Origin of the sequence: Streptococcus sp. k-90 (assembly GCF_013277565.1) — a bacterium.
GTDB lineage: Bacteria > Bacillota > Bacilli > Lactobacillales > Streptococcaceae > Streptococcus.
In genome coordinates, this window is record NZ_VMNE01000028.1 from 1 (window position 1) to 18013 (window position 18013).

General features: G+C 42.2%; 9 protein-coding genes and 1 pseudogene. 9 read left to right on the forward strand and 1 reads right to left on the reverse strand.

Translation table 11 applies throughout. The annotated features are described in order from the left end of the window. Positions 1–4538, forward strand: a 4538-nt coding sequence (locus HT734_RS08460; protein WP_173308506.1) for a DUF1542 domain-containing protein, incomplete at its 5' end; no start/stop codon positions are given. Between the two features lie 113 nt (positions 4539–4651). Here the strand turns inward: HT734_RS08460 and HT734_RS08465 are convergent. After that, positions 4652–6748, reverse strand: coding sequence for a GH92 family glycosyl hydrolase (locus HT734_RS08465; protein WP_173277707.1), 2097 nt, complete (start codon positions 6746–6748; stop codon positions 4652–4654). Between the two features lie 170 nt (positions 6749–6918). On the opposite strand from HT734_RS08465, the gene HT734_RS08470 reads away from it, so the two are divergent. The 8 genes and pseudogenes from HT734_RS08470 to HT734_RS08505 form a co-directional block, all read left to right on the forward strand. Beyond that, entirely contained in the window at positions 6919–8199 is a 1281-nt protein-coding gene (locus HT734_RS08470) for a glycoside hydrolase family 125 protein (RefSeq protein ID WP_173277705.1), read from the forward strand. Positions 8200–8297: 98 nt separating this feature from the next. Beyond that, a complete protein-coding gene (locus HT734_RS08475) occupies positions 8298–10943 on the forward strand; it encodes an alpha-mannosidase (RefSeq protein ID WP_173277703.1) in 2646 nt (881 codons plus the stop codon). A gap of 83 nt (positions 10944–11026) precedes the next feature. Next, entirely contained in the window at positions 11027–11896 is an 870-nt protein-coding gene (locus tag HT734_RS08480; protein ID WP_033680938.1) for an ROK family protein, read from the forward strand. Continuing rightward, positions 11890–13770 carry a beta-N-acetylhexosaminidase gene (locus HT734_RS08485; protein WP_173277701.1) on the forward strand — a complete coding sequence of 627 codons (1881 nt, stop codon included), beginning with the start codon at positions 11890–11892 and terminating at the stop codon, positions 13768–13770. The genes HT734_RS08480 and HT734_RS08485 overlap by 7 nt, the downstream gene beginning before the upstream one ends. A gap of 208 nt (positions 13771–13978) precedes the next feature. Further along, positions 13979–14908 carry a sugar ABC transporter permease gene (locus HT734_RS08490; protein WP_001032151.1) on the forward strand — a complete coding sequence of 310 codons (930 nt, stop codon included), beginning with the start codon at positions 13979–13981 and terminating at the stop codon, positions 14906–14908. A 13-nt stretch (positions 14909–14921) separates the two neighbouring features. Continuing rightward, positions 14922–15845 (forward strand): carbohydrate ABC transporter permease, encoded by a 924-nt coding sequence (locus tag HT734_RS08495; protein ID WP_140832823.1) that lies wholly within the window; start codon positions 14922–14924, stop codon positions 15843–15845. Positions 15846–15948: 103 nt separating this feature from the next. Then, positions 15949–17433: an ABC transporter substrate-binding protein gene (locus tag HT734_RS08500; RefSeq protein ID WP_153192736.1), complete on the forward strand. Its 1485-nt coding sequence runs from the start codon at positions 15949–15951 to the stop codon at positions 17431–17433. A 227-nt stretch (positions 17434–17660) separates the two neighbouring features. Next, positions 17661–18013 (forward strand): annotated as a pseudogene (locus tag HT734_RS08505) (CPBP family intramembrane glutamate endopeptidase); the annotation flags it as partial.

Consider the following 18013-nt stretch of genomic DNA (forward strand, 5'->3'; position numbering starts at 1 on the left):
AAGCAGCAATTGATGCAGCAACAACAGATGCAGCAGTAGATACAGCTAAAGACGCTGGTACTGGAGCAGTTGAAGCAATCAATCCAGAAGCCAAAGCTAAACCAGAAGCTAAGCAAGCAATCGATGACGCTCTTAAAGCTAAGGAAGCAGCAATTGACGCTCGTACAGACTTGACAGATGACGAGAAGAAAGCAGCTAAAGATGCAGCTAAAGATGCAGCAGATAAAGCTAAAGAAGCAATTGATGCAGCACCAAGCAATGCAGAAGTAGATAAAGCTAAAGAAGCAGGAACTGGTGAAATCGCCAAAGTTAACCCAGTAGCTAAAGAAGCAGCTAAGAAAGCAGTTGCGGATGAATTGAAAGCTAAAGAAGCAGAAATTGCTGGCCGTAACGACCTCACAGATGAAGAGAAAGCTAAAGCCAAAGAAGAAGCTCAAGCGAAAGCTAAGGAAGCAACAGATGCAATCGATGCTCAACCAAGCAACGCAGAAACACCAGAGAAAGCAGCAGAAGCTCAAACAGCAGTAGATGGTGCTAAAGATAAAGGTGTAGCAGATGTTAAAGCTGTAGATCCAGAAGCCAAAGCTAAACCAGTAGCTAAGAAAGCCATCGAAGATAAATTAGCAAAACAATTGGAAGACATTGCTAACACTCCAGATGCTACAGATGATGAGAAGAAAGTTGCAGCAGATGCAGCTAAAGCTCTAGCAGAAGGAGCTAAGAAAGAAATCGATAAAGCTGGAACAGATGCAGAAGTTAAGCAACTTCAAGAAGAAGCTGAAGGTGAAATCGAAAAATCTGTACCTGTTGTAGAAGATAAGCCAAATGCACGTAAAGCAATTGAAGATGAAGCAAAAGCTAAGAAAGAAGCAATTGATGCACGTACAGACTTAACTCCTAAAGCTAAAGAAGATCTTAAAGCTCAAGTAGATGCAATCGCAGATCAAGCTAAGAAATCTGTAGATGCAGCTAAAACATCAGAAGCTGTTGATGGAATTGAAGAGTCAGATAAAGCGGCTATTAAAGCTGTAGGTGAAGTGAATATTCCGGCTGATAAAGTTCTTGTAAATAATCCAAGTGCTTTAACAGATGATGAAAAAGCTAAGGTCTTAGAAGCTGTTAAGAAAGTAAATCCAGATGCTAAAGAAATTACTCAAGACGCAGATGGAAATGTTACTGTTACAACTCCAGATGGGCACAAAGAAATCATCACTCCTGAGCAAGTAGTGAAAACTGCAGCTACAGCAAATGATCCAAAAGCAGGCAACGATATCGTTAAACCAGCGGATAAAGTAGTTGTAAATGATCCAGCTAAGTTGACAGATGCTGAGAAGGAGAAAATTAAAGCAGCAGTTGAAGCTGTAAATCCAAACTCAATTGTAGTAGTTGATGACAAAGGAAATGCTAAAGTTTCAACTCCAGATGGTCAAACACAAGTTATTCCTGTAGAAGAATTAGTACGTACTGTTGAAGATACTAAGAAACCAAATGCAGGTAACGACATCGTTAAACCAGCAGATAAGACTGTAGTAGCAAATCCAGAAAAACTTACAGATACTGAGAAGAAAGCAATCGAAGATAAAGTTAAAGCTGTAAACCCAGATGCAACAGTAGTTGTAGATGACAAAGGAAATACGACAGTCACAACCCCAGAAGGTAAGACAGCCGTAATTCCAGCAGCAGACTTGACGAAAGATCCAGAAACTGCAACTAAACCAAATGCAGGCAACGACATCGTTAAACCAGCAGATAAGACAGCAGTTAAAGATCCAGCTAACTTAACTCCAGAAGAGAAGAAAGCGATCGAAGATAAAGTTAAAGCTGTAAATCCAGGTGCAACAGTAGTTGTAGATGATAAAGGAAATGCGACAGTTACAACCCCAGAAGGTAAGACAGCCGTAATTCCAGCAACAGACTTGACGAAAGATCCAGAAGCTGCAACTAAACCAAATGCAGGCAACGACATCGTTAAACCAGCAGATAAGACAGCAGTTAAAGATCCAGCTAACTTAACTCCAGAAGAGAAGAAAGCGATCGAAGATAAAGTTAAAGCTGTAAACCCAGGTGCAACAGTAGTTGTAGATGATAAAGGAAATACGACAGTCACAACCCCAGAAGGTAAGACAGCCGTAATTCCAGCAGCAGACTTGACGAAAGATCCAGAAACTGCAACTAAATCAAATGCAGGTAATGACATCGTTAAACCAGCAGATAAGACAGCAGTTAAAGATCCAGCTAACTTAACTCCAGAAGAGAAGAAAGCGATCGAAGATAAAGTTAAAGCTGTAAACCCAGGTGCAACAGTAGTTGTAGATGATAAAGGAAATGCGACAGTCACAACCCCAGAAGGTAAGACAGCCGTAATTCCAGCAGCAGACTTGACGAAAGATCCAGAAACTGCAACTAAACCAAATGCAGGTAACGACATCGTTAAACCAGCAGATAAGACAGCAGTTAAAGATCCAGCTAACTTAACTCCAGAAGAGAAGAAAGCGATCGAAGATAAAGTTAAAGCTGTAAACCCAGGTGCAACAGTAGTTGTAGATGATAAAGGAAATGCGACAGTTACAACTCCAGAAGGTAAGACAGCCGTAATTCCAGCAACAGACTTGACTAAGTCACCAGCAGACGCAGCTAAAGCAAATGCAGGAAATACAGTAAACACACCAGCAGCTAAGGTAGAAGTTAAAGATCCAGCCAAATTAACAGATGAAGAAAAAGCTAAAGTTAAGGAAGCAATTGAGGCAGTAAACCCAGGATCTAAAGTTGTAGTAGACGATAAAGGAAACGCAACAGTCACAACCCCAGAAGGTGATGTAGTAGTAATTCCAACAACAGACTTAACTAAATCACCAGCAGACGCAGGTAAAGCAAATGCAGGAAATGCAGTAAACACACCAGCAGCTAAGGTAGAAGTTAAAGATCCAGCCAAATTAACAGATGAAGAAAAAGCTAAAGTTAAGAAAGCAGTAGAGGATGTAAACCCAGGATCTAAAGTTGTAGTAGACGATAAAGGAAACACAACAGTCACAACCTCAGAAGGTAAGACAGCAACCATTCCAGCAGCAGATGTAACTAAGTCAGCAGCAGATGCAGGTAAAGCAAATGCAGGAAATGCAGTAAACACACCAGCAGCTAAGGTAGAAGTTAAAGATCCAGCTAACTTAACAGACGCTGAGAAGAAAGCAATCGAAGACAAAGTTAAAGCTGTAAATCCAGGATCTAAAGTTGTAGTAGACGATAAAGGAAACGTAACAGTTACAACTCCAGAAGGTAAAACAGCAACCATTCCAGCAGCAGATGTAACTAAGTCAGCAGCAGACGCAGGTAAAGCAAATGCAGGAAATGGAGCAAACACACCAGCAACTAAGACAGTAGTAAAAGATCCAGCTAAGTTAACAGATGAAGAAAAAGCAAAAGTTAAGAAAGCAGTAGAGGATGTAAACCCAGGATCAACTGTAGTAGTAAATGATAAAGGTGATGTAATCGTTACTAAAGGTGATGGAACAGTATTAGTAATCCCAGAACTTGACTTAGTAATTCCAGAAGATAAATTAACTGATCCAACTCAACAAAATGGTGTGAACACACCAGCAACTAGAGTGTTAGTTGGAGATAAAGCTAAATTAACAGCTGATGAAATTGAAAAAGTTAAAGAATCAATTAAAGCAGTCAACCCAGGATCAACTGTAGTAGTAGACGATAAAGGAAACGCAACAGTTACAACCCCAGAAGGTAAGACAGCAACAATTCCAGCAGCTCAATTAGTTAAAGATGCTAAAGATGTTGCAGCTAAGAACAATGGTGAAAACATCAATGTTGACTTCGAAAAAGAAACAGTAGCAGACTTCAATAACTTAACGGATGCAGAAAAAGAAGCTGCAAAAGCTAAGATTAAAGGAGCAAATGCTGATGTAGTAGAAGTTATCTTCGACAAAGCAGGAAATGCAACTGTAATTACTAAAGATGGTAAAGTTTACACAATCGTAGCTAAAGATATCTTCAAACAACGTCCATATGTACCATCAAATGGTGGCGGCAATAACAGTGGTAACGGTAACGGAACTTCTGGCAATAACGGAGCAACTAACACTGATGCAAAAGTGGATAAAGCGAAGTTAGAAGGTGCTATTCGTCAATTAGATGAATTAATCGTTAAAGAATCAGCTAAGCTTGATGCAGAAACTGCAAAAGAAGCGAATGCATTATTAGCAGATGCTAAGAAAGTATTTGCCAATGCAGACGCAAGTCAAGCAGAAGTGGATGCAATGGTTAAACGTATCGAAGGCTTTATGGCGAAAGTTGCTTCATCAACTGATCATGCAACTCCAGCTAACGACCAAGCTGCTCAAACACCAGCTGTAGATACAGCTACTACTCAAGCAGCATCAGCACAAGCAAATGCGCGTAAAGTAGCTAAAGAATTGCCAAATACAGGTACAGCAGATTCTACTGTAGCTATGGTAGCAGCTGCAGCAAGTGCATTACTTGGTCTTGGTCTTGCAGGCCGTCGTCGTAAAGAAGACGAAGAAGCTTAATTGGTAGATTGTTTGATAAACATCAGATGATAAATCCGATTTTCAAAGCTTAAACAAGTACCTCTCATAAGAAAATCTCCTAGCAGGAAAGTCTGCTAGGAGATTTTTGCATTTCATGAAATTGACGAGTGATTTGGCAACCAGCTAAGTGTAAAGATCAGTTGTTCAGCTTTTAGGAGGTATTTGTGTTGAATAGTTGATACTAGGGTTTTGTCCAGTCGGCATTCTTTTACAAAGTTAAAATGGCTGTGGTTTTGTTTAGTATGGATATCCAGCCATTTATCTTCTTTAGCCAGATAGACTCGGAGGTGATCAAAGAGAGGGATTCCGAGGTCGTAGCTTGGTTTGCCTGGGCAGGTTGGATAGAATCCGAGAGCTGACCAGATGTACCAGGCTGAGAGACTGCCATTGTCTTCATCGCCAGGATAGGCTTCCCAACTTGGCTGAAAGGCTGTCTGACGGAGAGTCTTGATAAGAAGGGCAGTGTAGTCAGGGTAATCGCTGTAGCGGAAGAGGTAAGGAATGTGGAAGCTCGGTTGGTTGGAAATAGCGAGTTGTCCAAATGGAGCGGTAGCCATTTCGCTCATTTCGTGAATTTCATAACCATAGCCTGTTGTCTCAAAGAGGGGAGCATCTTGACAGGTTTTCAAAATATAGTTGCTAAAGGCTTCTTTTCCACCCATAAGCTGGATTAAGTCTGGGATGTCGTGGAGGACGCCTAAAGTAGCTTGAATGGCTGAACATTCGGCATAGTCGCGTCCCCAACTATAAGGAGAGAAGTCAGGGCGGAAGTTGCCTTGACTGTCACGCGCTCGCATGTAACCTGTCTCAGCGTCAAATAGATGGCGGTAATTTTGTGATGCGGCCTTGTAGGTTTCAGCGATTTCTGTTTTTCTTAGTTTTTTGGCACAGCTGGCGATACAAAAGTCACTATAGGCATAGTCTAGGGTATGGCTGACGCTTTCGTGGTGGTCTGTAGAGAGGTAACCTAGTTCTTGATATTGGGCTAGTCCGTGACGGCCATTGATGACGAGAGGGTCGGTCTTGCTGGCTGTTTCAAGCATGGCTTGGAGGAGTTCTTCTTCGAGGTCGGGGGCCATGTCTTTGCAGGCGCTATCTGCGATAATACCGTCTAAAAGTGTACCTGGCATCATTCCACGTTCATCTGGGGCCAGCCATTTTGGAAGGAAACCAGTATCGCGGTAGCTATTGAGAAAACCTTCTAAAAAGCGGTGATAGTGTTCCGGTATGATAAGGGCAAAGAGGGGGAAGGTGGTCCGGAAGGTATCCCAGAAACCATTGTTGCTGAAGAGAACACCGGGTTTGACAGTACAAGTGGCCAGATCCATGTGGATGGCTTGCCCAGATTCATCAACCTCATAAAAAGTTTGAGGAAAGAGGAAGAGTCTGTAGAGGCAGTGGTCAAAGAAGGTTCGGTCAGCCTCTCCTGTCTCTATAATGTCAAAACGATGGAGAAGATTTTCCCAATCCGCTTGGGCATTTGCTTTACAGTTATCAAAATCTTCTTGAGGTAGATTGATTAGAGCTTGAGAGGGAGAGATGAAAGAAGTAGCTAGCTGAATCTCAGCATGGCTATCTGCCAGGTCGATTCGCCAGTCTCCACCTTCTTGGCTGATAGCAAGAATATCCGTATTCATTTTTAGGGATGTAAACATAAACAGTGGATTTTTGTTGCTCTCAGTTTTTCCTTCTTGTCGCAGGGCAAGATTCCTCTTATCTACTTGCTCTACTGACAGTTCATCTGTTGCGTGAAGATAGAGAGAGAGGGCTTTGCCTTGCTTTTGTTCCAAACGAATAGAAGCACCGTAGCAAGTCGGTGTGAGCTGGGTTTCAATCTGATAGCGCAGGGAGAAAATATTCAGATAATGAGGTTTGAAAGAGGCCTTATCTATGTCATAAGAAGACTGACGATGGAAGAGGCTGTCTCCACCCAGTTGGCCTGTGACAGGTGTCAGTAGGAGCCAAGAGTAGTCCCCAATCCAAGGACTGGGCTGGTGAGTCAATCGAATCCCCTGAAAGATAGGCAGATGCGGATCGAAAAACCAAGATCCCTCTTGGTCACTGGTCTGGGGTACAAAGTAATTCATACCAAAAGGCACGCCTGTATATGGCAGGGTATTTCCCCGAGAAAAGGCATGCTTGCTGGCAGTTCCAAAGCGGGTATCGATGGTTTCAAGTAGTGGTTTCATAGTCTTTCCTTTAGCTGTTTTTCTACATTATATCAGAAAAAGATAGCCTTTAGAAAAGGAGTGTTAAAGATAACTATTTTGTAGAAAAATGACTATCATTTGTGTATGTATTTTCTGTCTCAAAAGCTATATACTGAAAATGAAACTTGTTTGAAAGAGGATACTGCACGATGATTTATTCGAAAGAAATTGTTAGAGAATGGCTAGATGAAGTAGCAGAGCGGGCTAAGGACCATCCAGAATGGGTGGATGTCTTTGAACGTTGCTACACAGATACCTTGGACAATACTGTTGAAATTCTAGAAGATGGTTCAACCTTTGTGCTCACAGGAGATATTCCTGCTATGTGGCTTCGAGATTCGACAGCCCAACTCAGACCCTACCTGCATGTGGCTAAAAGAGATCCCCTCCTGCGTCAGACCATTGCAGGTTTGGTCAAACGTCAGATGACCTTGGTACTCAAGGATCCTTATGCCAATTCCTTCAACATTGAGGAAAGCTGGAAGGGTCACCACGAGACAGACCATACCGACCTTAATGGCTGGATTTGGGAACGCAAGTATGAGGTGGACTCGCTTTGCTATCCTTTGCAGTTGGCTTATCTCCTCTGGAAAGAGACTGGCGAGACTAGTCAGTTTGATGAGACTTTTGTTGCAGCGACTAAGGAAATTCTCCATCTTTGGACGGTGGAACAAGACCACAAGAACTCTCCTTATCGTTTTGTCCGAGATACGGACCGTAAGGAAGATACACTAGTAAATGATGGATTTGGCCCTGATTTTGCAGTGACAGGTATGACTTGGTCCGCTTTTCGTCCGAGTGATGACTGTTGCCAGTATAGCTACTTGATTCCGTCAAATATGTTTGCTGTAGTAGTCTTGGGTTATGTTCAAGAGATCTTCGCAGCATTAAACCTAGCTGATAGCGAGAGTGTTATCACAGACGCTAAGCGTCTCCAGGATGAAATCCAAGAAGGAATTGAAAACTACGCCTACACAAGCAACAGCAAGGACGAAAAGATTTATGCCTTTGAAGTAGACGGTTTGGGAAATGTTAGCATCATGGATGATCCAAACGTACCAAGTTTGTTGGCTGCACCTTATCTGGGCTACTGCGATATTGACGACGAAGTCTATCAAGCAACTCGTCGTACCATTCTGAGCCCTGAAAATCCATACTTCTACCAAGGAGAATACGCTAGCGGTCTCGGAAGTTCTCATACCTTCTATCGCTATATCTGGCCAATCGCCCTTTCTATCCAAGGTTTGACAACAAGAGATAAGGCAGAGAAGAAATTCTTGTTGGATCAGCTGGTTGCTTGCGATGGTGGTACAGGTGTCATGCACGAAAGCTTCCACGTGGACGACCCAACTCTCTACTCTCGTGAATGGTTCTCTTGGGCTAACATGATGTTCTGTGAATTGGTCTTGGATTACTTGGATATCCGCTAAGGAACACGCTTTAGCGCAACTGATTCTTGGAAAGAATCACAAATTTACATTTAAAACGTTAACAATAAAAATTTAAATTTAGAATGAGGTTTTACTTCATGGAAAATGTTGTCGTACATATTATCTCACATAGTCACTGGGATCGTGAGTGGTACTTGCCTTTTGAAAGCCACCGTATGCAGTTGGTGGAATTATTTGACAATCTCTTCGATCTCTTTGAAAATGACCCTGAGTTCAAGAGCTTCCACTTAGATGGTCAAACCATTGTCCTTGATGACTACTTGGAGATTCGCCCTGAAAATCGCGACAAAGTCCAACGATACATCGACGAAGGCAAACTTAAAATTGGTCCATTTTACATCTTGCAGGATGACTACTTGATTTCAAGTGAAGCCAATGTCCGCAATACTCTTATTGGTCAGCAAGAAACTGCAAAATGGGGCAAATCTACTCAGATTGGTTACTTCCCAGATACCTTTGGAAATATGGGACAAGCGCCTCAAATTCTTCAAAAATCAGGCATTCACGTGGCAGCCTTTGGTCGTGGTGTCAAACCAATCGGATTTGATAACCAAGTCCTCGAAGATGAGCAGTTTACATCCCAGTTTTCAGAAATGTACTGGCAGGGTGCAGATGGTAGTCGTGTTTTAGGTATTCTCTTTGCCAACTGGTACAGTAATGGGAATGAAATTCCAGTTGATAAAGATGAGGCCTTGACATTCTGGAAACAAAAACTGGCAGACGTGCGTGCCTATGCTTCGACTAACCAATGGTTGATGATGAACGGATGTGACCACCAGCCTGTACAGAAAAATTTGAGTGAAGCCATTCGTGTGGCAAATGAACTCTTCCCAGATGTAACCTTTGTTCATAGTTCCTTTGATGAATATGTTCAAGCCGTGGAAAGTGCTCTACCAGAGCAATTATCAACGGTTACAGGTGAGTTGACCAGTCAGGAAACAGATGGCTGGTACACACTTGCCAACACTTCTTCATCTCGTATTTATCTCAAACAAGCCTTCCAAGAAAATAGCAACCTCCTAGAGCAAGTTGTAGAACCCTTGACTATTATCACTGGGGGTCATAACCACAAGGACCAGTTGACCTATGCTTGGAAAACACTTTTGCAGAACGCGCCGCATGATAGTATCTGTGGCTGTAGCGTGGACGAAGTTCACCGCGAGATGGAAACTCGTTTTGCCAAGGTCAACCAAGTAGGAAACTTTGTTAAGAGTAATCTTCTTAACGAGTGGAAGGGTAAAATTGCTACGGCTAAGGCTCAAAGTGATTATCTCTTTACTGTCATTAACACAGGCTTGCATGATAAGGTCGATACTGTCAGCACAGTGATTGATGTGGCTACTTGTGATTTCAAGGAATTGCACCCAACAGAAGGTTACAAGAAGATGGCTGCCTTAACCTTGCCAAGTTATCGTGTGGAGGACTTGGATGGTCGTCCTGTAGAGGCTAAGATCGAAGACCTTGGGGCTAATTTTGAGTATGATTTACCAAAAGACAAGTTCCGCCAAGCTCGTATCGCTCGACAAGTTCGCGTGACCATCCCAGTTCACCTAGCGCCACTTTCTTGGACAACCTTCCAATTGCTGGAAGGAGAGCAAGAACACCGTGAGGGTATTTACAAAAACGGATTGATTGATACGCCATTTGTAAGGGTGAGTGTGGATGACAACATCACAGTCTATGACAAGACAACTCACGAAGCCTATGAAGATTTTATCCGCTTCGAAGACCGTGGTGACATCGGAAACGAGTATATCTATTTCCAACCAAAAGGAACAGAGCCTATCTATGCAGAGCTTAAGGGCTACGAGGTCTTGGAAAACACAGCTCGTTATGCTAAGATTTTGCTCAAACATGAATTGACTGTGCCTGTCAGTGCGGATGAAAAACTAGAAGAAGAGCAAAAAGGCATCATCGAGTTTATGAAGCGTGAGGCTGGACGTTCAGAAGAATTGACAAGCATTCCTCTGGAAACTGAGATGACTGTCTTCGTTGATAATCCACAAATCCGTTGCAAGACTCGCTTTACTAACACTGCCAAAGATCATCGTATCCGTCTCCTGGTCAAAACTCATAACACGCGTCCAAGCAATGATTCTGAAAGCATCTATGAGGTGGTGACACGACCAAACAAACCAGCAGCTTCATGGGAAAATCCTGAAAATCCTCAACACCAACAAGCCTTTGTCAGTCTGTATGACGATGAAAAAGGTGTGACTGTATCCAACAAGGGATTGAATGAATACGAAATCCTTAGAGACGACACCATTGCCGTGACTATTTTGCGTGCATCAGGTGAATTGGGTGACTGGGGCTACTTCCCAACACCAGAAGCTCAGTGCTTGCGTGAGTTTGAAGTCGAATTTGCGATTGAATGCCACCAAGCCCAAGAACGCTTTTCAGCCTATCGTCGTGCTAAAGCCTTGCAGACACCATTTACTAGCCTTCAGCTTGCTAAACAAGAAGGAAGCGTGGCTGCGACTGGTAGCCTCTTGAGCCATTCTGTTCTCAGCATACCGCAAATCTGCCCAACAGCCTTTAAGGTCGCTGAAAATGAAGAAGGCTATGTTCTTCGTTACTACAATATGTGTAGTGAAAATGTACGTGTACCGGAAAGTCAACATCTCTTCCTTGACCTACTTGAACGACCATACCCAGTTCATAGAGGCCTCATTTCACCACAAGAGATTCGTACAGAATTCATCAAAAAAGAAGAAATTTAATTTCAAAAAGTAAACATAAAAAGAAAGGAGGGGCGAAAAGGTAAGAACTAACTGCTGATTCGCCCCTTTTTATGGTAAAAACAATGACCATTGCAACGATTGATATCGGAGGGACTGGGATTAAGTTTGCAAGTCTGACTCCTGATGGGAAAATATTGGATAAGACAAGTATCCCAACACCAGAAAACTTAGAGGATTTAATAGCTTGGCTAGACCAACGCTTGTCAGAACAAGATTATAGTGGGATTGCGATGAGTGTTCCAGGTGCGGTCAATCAAGAGACAGGTGTGATTGATGGCTTCAGTGCCGTGCCCTACATCCACGGCTTTTCTTGGTATGAAGCCCTTGCCCATCATCAGCTGCCTGTCCATCTAGAGAATGATGCCAACTGCGTTGGACTTAGTGAATTGCTAGCTCATACAGAACTTGAAAATGCAGCCTGTGTCGTGATTGGTACAGGGATTGGTGGGGCCATGATTATCAATGGGAGACTTCACCGAGGTCGCCACGGTCTGGGTGGGGAATTTGGCTACATGACAATCCTTGCCCCTGCTGAAAAGCTTAACAACTGGTCGCAACTAGCGTCAACTGGAAATATGGTGCGCTACGTGATTGAAAAATCTGGTCAGACTGACTGGGACGGTCGCAAGATTTATCAAGAGGCCGCAGCAGGAAATGCCCTTTGTCAAGAAGCCATTGAGCGCATGAACTGCAATCTGGCGCAAGGCTTGCTCAATATTCAGTATCTCATCGACCCAGATGTCATTAGTCTGGGAGGATCTATCAGTCAGAATCCCGACTTTATCCAAGGTGTTCAAAAAGCTGTCGATGAATTTGTCGAAACCTACGAAGAATACACGGTCGCACCAGTTATCCAAGCTTGCACCTATCATGCAGATGCCAATCTCTACGGTGCCCTTGTCAACTGGCTACAGGAGGAAAACCAATGGTAAGATTTACAGGAATTAGTGACAAACAAGCGCAAACTATTGAGGTTTTAAACGGTCACATTTCTTTGCCAGATGTAGAGATAGATGTCACTCAGTCTGACCAAGCCTCTATCTCTATCAAGGGTGAGAGTGGTCATTATCAATTGACCTACCGCAAACCTCACCAACTCTATCGCGCCTTGTCCTTGTTGGCAACGGCTCTAGCAGAATCTGACAAGGTCGAGATTGAAGAACAGGCAGCATATGAAGATTTAGCCTATATGGCTGACTGTTCGCGAAATGCGGTGCTGAATGTGGCATCTGCCAAGCAGATGATTGAGGTCTTGGCTCTCATGGGCTATTCAACCTTTGAGCTTTACATGGAAGACACCTACCAGATTGAAGGACAACCTTACTTTGGCTATTTCCGTGGAGCCTACTCAGCTGAGGAATTGCAGGAAATCGAAGCCTATGCCCAACAGTTTGACATGACCTTTGTGCCTTGCATTCAGACCTTGGCCCACTTGTCAGCCTTTGTCAAATGGGGTGTCAAAGAAGTGCAGGAACTCCGTGATGTAGAGGATATTCTTCTCATTGGAGAAGAAAAGGTTTATAACCTGATTGATGGCATGTTTGCGACGCTATCTAAACTGAAGACTCGCAAGGTCAATATCGGGATGGACGAAGCCCACTTGGTTGGTTTGGGACGCTACTTGATTCTGAACGGTGTTGTGGATCGTAGTCTCCTCATGTGCCAACACTTGGAGCGTGTGCTGGATATTGCAGACAAATATGGATTCCACTGCCAGATGTGGAGCGATATGTTCTTCAAACTCATGTCGGCAGATGGCCAGTACGACCGTGATGTTGAAATTCCAGAGGAAACTCGTGTTTACTTAGACCGTCTCAAAGATCGTGTAACCTTGGTTTACTGGGATTACTACCAGGATAGCGAGGAAAAATATAACCGCAACTTCCGAAACCATCACAAGATTAGCCATGACCTTGCCTTTGCAGGTGGTGCTTGGAAGTGGATTGGTTTCACACCCAATAACCATTTCAGCCGTCTCATCGCAGTCGAAGCTAATAAAGCCTGTCGTGCTAATGATATCAAAGAAGTCATCGTGACGGGTTGGGGAGACAATGGTGGAGAAACAGCTCAGTTCTCTATCCTACCAAGCTTGCAAATCTGGGCAGAACTCAGCTATCGCAATGACCTAGACCGTTTGTCTGCTCACTTCCAGACCAATACAGGTCTATCGGTTGAGGACTTTATGCAGATTGACCTTGCTAACCTCTTGCCAGACCTACCAGGCAATCTCAGTGGCATCAATCCCAATCGCTATATCTTTTATCAGGATGTGCTCTGTCCGATTCTTGACCGACACATGACTCCTGAACAGGACAAACCGCACTTCGCTCAGGCAGCCGAGATTCTTGCTGACATTAAAGAGAAAGCTGGCAACTATGCCTACCTCTTTGAAACTCAGGTCCAATTGAATGCTATTTTAAGCAGTAAAGTAGATGTAGGACGACGCATTCGCCAAGCCTATCAAGCGGATGACAAAGACAGCTTGAAACAAATTGCCAGAGAAGAATTGCCAAAACTCAGAAGTGAGGTTGAAAACTTCCACAAGCTCTTTAGCCATCAATGGTTGAAGGAAAACAAGGTCTTTGGCTTGGATACAGTTGATATCCGTATGGGTGGACTCTTGCAACGCATCAAACGAGCAGAAAGCCGCATCGAGTCTTATCTGGCTGGTCAGCTTGATCGCATAGATGAGTTAGAAGTGGAAATTCTGCCATTTACTGACTTTTACGCAGACAAAGACTTTGCCGCCACAACAGCCAACCAGTGGCATACCATTGCGACAGCCTCGACGATTTATACAACTTAAAAACAAGAACAGTGTCCCTTGTTCAGGGTGTTTCTCGTGAAACATCCCTTTCTTCAAAAGTATTCCACATAAAATAATTTGTGGAGTTTTTTCTATAATTAGTAGTTTAACCTAACCTGCAAATAGGAGTATACTAATAATGTAATCGTTATCAAAAGTCTAAAAAGGAATTTTTAGATGGATATCAAAATAAAAAAGGGAGGAAATTATGAATAAGTTTTCAAAAACCTTGAGAGACAACTGGATCTTTCTCTTGATGGTTTTGCCAGGGGCACTCTGGTTGATTCTATTCTTCTACATTCCAGTATTTGGGAACGTGGTTGCCTTCAAAGATTACCACATGACTAGTAATGGTTTCATAGATAGTATCATGAATAGTAAATGGGTCGGACTCGATAATTTCAGATTCTTGTTTAGTTCAAAAGACGCCTTTATTATCACACGAAATACTGTCCTCTACAATCTCGGCTTTATCTTTATTGGTTTGATTGTATCTGTAGGGATTGCCATCATCCTCAGTGAACTCCGTTCTAAGAGAATGGTTAAGATCTTCCAAACTTCTATGTTGTTCCCTTACTTCTTGTCTTGGGTTATCATCAGTTTCTTTACAGATGCCTTCCTAAACATTGATAAAGGGGTGTTCAACCATTTCCTAGAGTCTATCGGAATGAAGGAAATCAATTTCTACGCTGACTTAGGTATCTGGCCATATCTCCTACTTTTCCTAGGTATTTGGAAAGGTTTTGGATATAGCAGTGTCATGTACTATGCAACAATCATGGGAATTGATCCAACCTACTATGAAGCAGCAACGGTGGACGGTGCTAGCAAATGGCAACGAATTCGCAATGTAACCATTCCACAGTTAACACCGTTGGTAACCGTATTGACTATCCTGGCAGTAGGAAATATCTTCCGTGCAGACTTCGGTCTCTTCTACCAAATCCCCCATAATGCTGGTCAGCTTTATAACGTAACCAACGTCTTGGACGTATATGTTTATAATGGTTTGACCCAGACAGCGGATATCGGGATGGCTTCAGCGGCAGGTCTCTACCAATCAGTAGTCGGTTTGCTTTTGGTTATCCTATCAAACTTACTTGCAAGACGAGTTGATCCAAACTCAGCCTTGTTCTAGAAAGGAGGAGAATATGGCAGAAAAGAAAATTAAAAAAGAAAAAATTGATAATGTCGGCATTCACTCCTTCAGTAAGAAAGCAGATATCTTCTTCAGTACCATTTCTGGTTTGATCGCCCTCTCTTGTATCCTACCCTTCGTATTCGTTATCGTTATTTCGGTGACAGATGAAAAGAGTATCCTTCAAAATGGATATAGCTTCTTCCCGTCACAATTTGGATTAGACGGATTTGAGTTCTTGGCACAGTTTAAGGATAAAATCTTACAAGCCCTCTTCATCTCAGTCTTTGTAACCGTAGTTGGGACATTGACAAATGTCTTTATCACAACAACTTATGCTTATGCCATTTCACGGACAACCTTTAAGTACCGCAGATTCTTTACAATCTTCGTTCTACTTAGTATGTTGTTTAACGCTGGTTTGGTACCAGGTTATATCGTGGTCACTCGTTTGCTTCAACTTGGTGATACAGTTTGGGCCTTGATTGTTCCAATGCTTCTCTCACCATTTAACATCATCTTGATGCGTTCCTTCTTTAAGAAGACCATTCCAGAAGCTATTCTAGAATCTGCTCGTATCGATGGTGCCAGTGAAGCCCGGATCTTCTTCCAAATCTGTTTACCATTGTCACTACCAGGTATCGCAACCATCACGCTCTTGACAGCTCTTGGTTTCTGGAATGACTGGTTCAACGCCCTTCTTTACATTAAGAGTGACAACTTGTATCCATTGCAATATTTGCTCATGCAAATCCAACAAAATATGGATTACATCGCCAAAGCAGTCGGCCTTTCTGGTCAACTGGGAGTTGCTCTTCCAAAAGAAACAGGTCGTATGGCCATGGTTGTGGTCGCAACCCTTCCAATCGCGATTTTGTATCCATTCTTCCAACGCTACTTTGTAAAAGGTTTGACTATCGGTGGTGTGAAAGAATAGTACTTGTCGAGAAATACCCTTTCTAATTTCCAAACTTTCCTTGCGTGAAGTTAAGATCATTACATTGTTTATAAGTTTAAAAATAAAAAAAGGAGTTTTTGTCATGAAAAACTGGAAAAAATATGCTTTTGCATCTGCTAGCGTAGTCGCTTTGGCTGCTGGTCTCGCTGCTTGTGGAAACCTTTCAGGTAACAACAAGAAAGCTGCTGACTCAGCTTCAGGTGAAAAACCTGTTATCAAAATGTACCAAATCGGTGACAAACCAGATAACTTGGATGAATTGCTAGAAAATGCTAACAAAATCATCGGAGAAAAAGTTGGTGCTAAATTGGATATCCAATATCTTGGATGGGGTGACTATGATAAGAAAATGTCAGTTATCACATCATCTGGTGAAAACTACGATATCGCCTTTGCATCTAACTATGTTGTAAATGCTCAAAAAGGTGCCTATGCTGACTTGACAGAATTGTACAAAAAAGAAGGTAAAGACCTTTACAAAGCACTTGACCCAGCTTACATCAAAGGTAACAGCATTAACGGTAAAATTTACGCAGTTCCAGTTGCAGCCAACGTTGCATCATCTCAAAACTTCGCCTTCAACGGAACTCTTCTTGCTAAATACGGTATCGATATTTCAGGTGTCACTTCATATGAAACACTTGAACCAGTCTTGAAACAAATCAAAGAAAAAGCTCCAGATGTAGTGCCATTTGCGGTTACTAAGAACTTCATCCCATCTGATAACTTTGACTACCCAGTTCCAAATGGACTTCCATTCGTTATCGACCTTGAAGGCGACACTACTAAGATCGTAAACCGTTACGAAGTGCCTCGCTTTAAAGAACACTTGAAGACTCTTCACAAATTCTATGAAGCTGGATACATTCCAAAAGATGTAGCAACAAGCGATACTTCATTTGAACTTCAACAAGATACTTGGTTCGTTCGTGAAGAAACAGTAGGACCAGCTGACTACGGTAACAGCTTGCTTTCACGTGTTGCGAACAAAGATATCCAAATCAAACCAATTACTAACTTCATCAAGAAAAACCAAACAACACAAGTTGCTAACTTTGTTATCTCAAACAACTCTAAGAACAAAGAAAAATCAATGGAAGTGTTGAACCTCTTGAATACTAACCCAGAACTCTTGAACGGTCTTGTTTATGGTCCAGAAGGCAAGAACTGGGAAAAAATTGCAGGTAAAGAAAATCGTGTACGCGTCCTTGATGGCTACAAAGGAAACACTCACATGGGTGGATGGAACACTGGTAACAACTGGATCCTTTACATCAACGAAAACGTTACAGATCAACAAATCGAAGATTCTAAGAAACAATTGGCTGAAGCTAAAGAATCTCCAGCGCTTGGATTCATCTTTAACACTGACAATGTGAAATCTGAAATCTCAGCTATCTCTAACACAATGCAACAATTCGATACAGCTATCAACACTGGTACTGTAGACCCAGATAAAGCTATTCCAGAATTGATGGAAAAATTGAAATCTGAAGGTGCCTACGAAAAAGTATTGAACGAAATGCAAAAACAATACGACGAATTTTTGAAAAACAAAAAATCATAAGATCAATTGATTTCGTGTATTCATTCCTAATTCCTAAAAATTGAATCACTGTTTTCCTCAAGTTTATCTGGGGAAGGCGGTGATTTTTTGAAACAAAGACATAGATATTTCTGTTTCCTTATTTTAACCATTCAGGAAATCTCAAGCACCATTTAGGATTGGGAGTAAGGATTTAGGAAAATATGGCTTATATTAGAGATGTTCCGAGTTTACAAAGGAGGGATCACATGAAAAAGTATCAGCTTCTCTTCAAAATAAGTGCTGTCTTGTCTTACCTGTTTTTTGTATTTGGACTTTCTCAGCTGACCCTTATCATTCAAAACTATTGGCAATTTTCTTCTCAGGTAGGAAATTTTTTCTGGATTCGAAATATCTTGAGTTTGCTATTTAGCGGAGTCATGATTTGGATTCTGTTTAAGACAGGCCACGGCTATCTCTTTCGCATTCCAAGAAAAAAATGGCTTTGGTATTTGATTTTGACAGTATTAGTGGTAGTGCTCCAGATCTCTTTTAACGTTCAGACAGCTAAACATGTTCAGTCAACTGCTGAAGGTTGGGCCGTATTGATCGGTTATAGTGG